Source organism: Amycolatopsis sp. NBRC 101858 (assembly GCF_030269325.1).
Classification (GTDB): Bacteria; Actinomycetota; Actinomycetes; order Mycobacteriales; family Pseudonocardiaceae; genus Amycolatopsis; species Amycolatopsis ponsaeliensis.
On record NZ_BSTD01000013.1, the window covers coordinates 1 to 698 of the forward strand.

Sequence of the window (698 nt, forward strand, 5' to 3'; positions counted from 1 at the left end):
TCGGCTTCGCCGTGGTCGTTGCGGGCGGACGCGCCACCCGCGATGAACGCGTCCAAATGCGCCTGCAGAGTCTCCGACCGCGACAGGACATCCTCGAACACGTCCCGCGGCAGCGACAGGACGGTGCAGGTGGTGACGGCTTTGGCGGTGAACTCCCAGATCCCGTCGTTGCGGATCAGGGCGGTTTCGCCGAAGTAGTCCCCGTCGGCCATCGTGCCGAGGACGGTCTGGTCGCCGTAGGCGCCGGTGCCGACCTTGGTGATCTTGCCGTGGGCGATGAGGAACACCTGGTCGGCCCGGGACCCGAACTCGACCAGGGCGTCGCCGGGGGCGTATTCGTGCTGGCCGAACCTCGACGCCAGCTCGGCGAGGACTTCTTCGTCGTCGTAACCGCGCAGCGGCGCGAGTTCACCCAGCTCCGGTGGGATGACGCGGACGTCGGCGCCGGTGGTGGTGAAGGTGACGCGGCCGTCGCCGACGGAGTAGGACAGGCGGCGGTTGACGCGGTAGGCGCCGCCGGAGACTTCGACCCAGGGCAGGACTTTGAGCAGCCACCGGGAGGAGATGCCCTGCATCTGGGGGACCGACTTGGTCGTCGTGGCCAGGGTGCGGGCGGCGGCCCGTCCGAGGCTCAGCGGGGCCTGGTCGGAGTCCACCGGGTCGGTGACAGTCACAGCGAGAACCACCCAATCATTCGT

1 protein-coding gene is annotated in these 698 nt (G+C 69.1%); it reads right to left on the minus strand.

What is annotated here, in order from left to right; genetic code table 11:
- A partial coding sequence (locus QSK39_RS52905; protein ID WP_285485444.1) for a cyclic nucleotide-binding domain-containing protein occupies positions 1-674 on the minus strand: 674 nt, incomplete at its 3' end.
- Between the last annotated feature and the right edge of the window lie 24 nt (positions 675-698).